This is a genomic window from Wenyingzhuangia sp. 2_MG-2023, from assembly GCF_030548295.1.
In the GTDB taxonomy this organism is placed as follows: domain Bacteria; phylum Bacteroidota; class Bacteroidia; order Flavobacteriales; family Flavobacteriaceae; genus Wenyingzhuangia.
Genome location: NZ_JAUOSB010000083.1, coordinates 1 through 383, shown reverse-complemented (window position 1 = coordinate 383; position 383 = coordinate 1). Strand labels below are relative to the sequence as shown.

Sequence of the window (383 nt, the reverse complement as noted above, 5' to 3'; positions counted from 1 at the left end):
AGACCTCGATTTTAAGTCGTTGAAACTCGCGTAGTTTGTCCTTTCAAAAACATTTTTTTATGAATAAAGATATTAAATATTATGGAATAGACATTAGCCATTTGGTTTTTGATGTTACGGATTCAGATGGTAAATACTATCAGTTTAAGAATACTATTTCAGGTTTTAAAAAGTTTGAAAAATTATTAGATTTAAGGAGCCATTGTGTCATGGAAGCTACCGGATATTATCACTATCAATTAGCTTATTTTTTGCTAGAATCAGGTATTAAATTATCTGTAGAAAACCCATTATCTGTCAAGCGATTTATCCAAATGAAGCTGTCTAAAATAAAGACCGACAAGAGTGATTCTAAACAGATCTGTGAGTATGCAAAACAAGTA

The 383-nt window shown here is 30.3% G+C and carries 1 protein-coding gene; it reads left to right on the top strand.

The features are described from left to right. Nucleotides 1-59 precede the first annotated feature (59 nt). On the top strand, nt 60-383 hold a 324-nt coding region (locus Q4548_RS16755), incomplete at its 3' end, for a transposase (protein ID WP_303457186.1).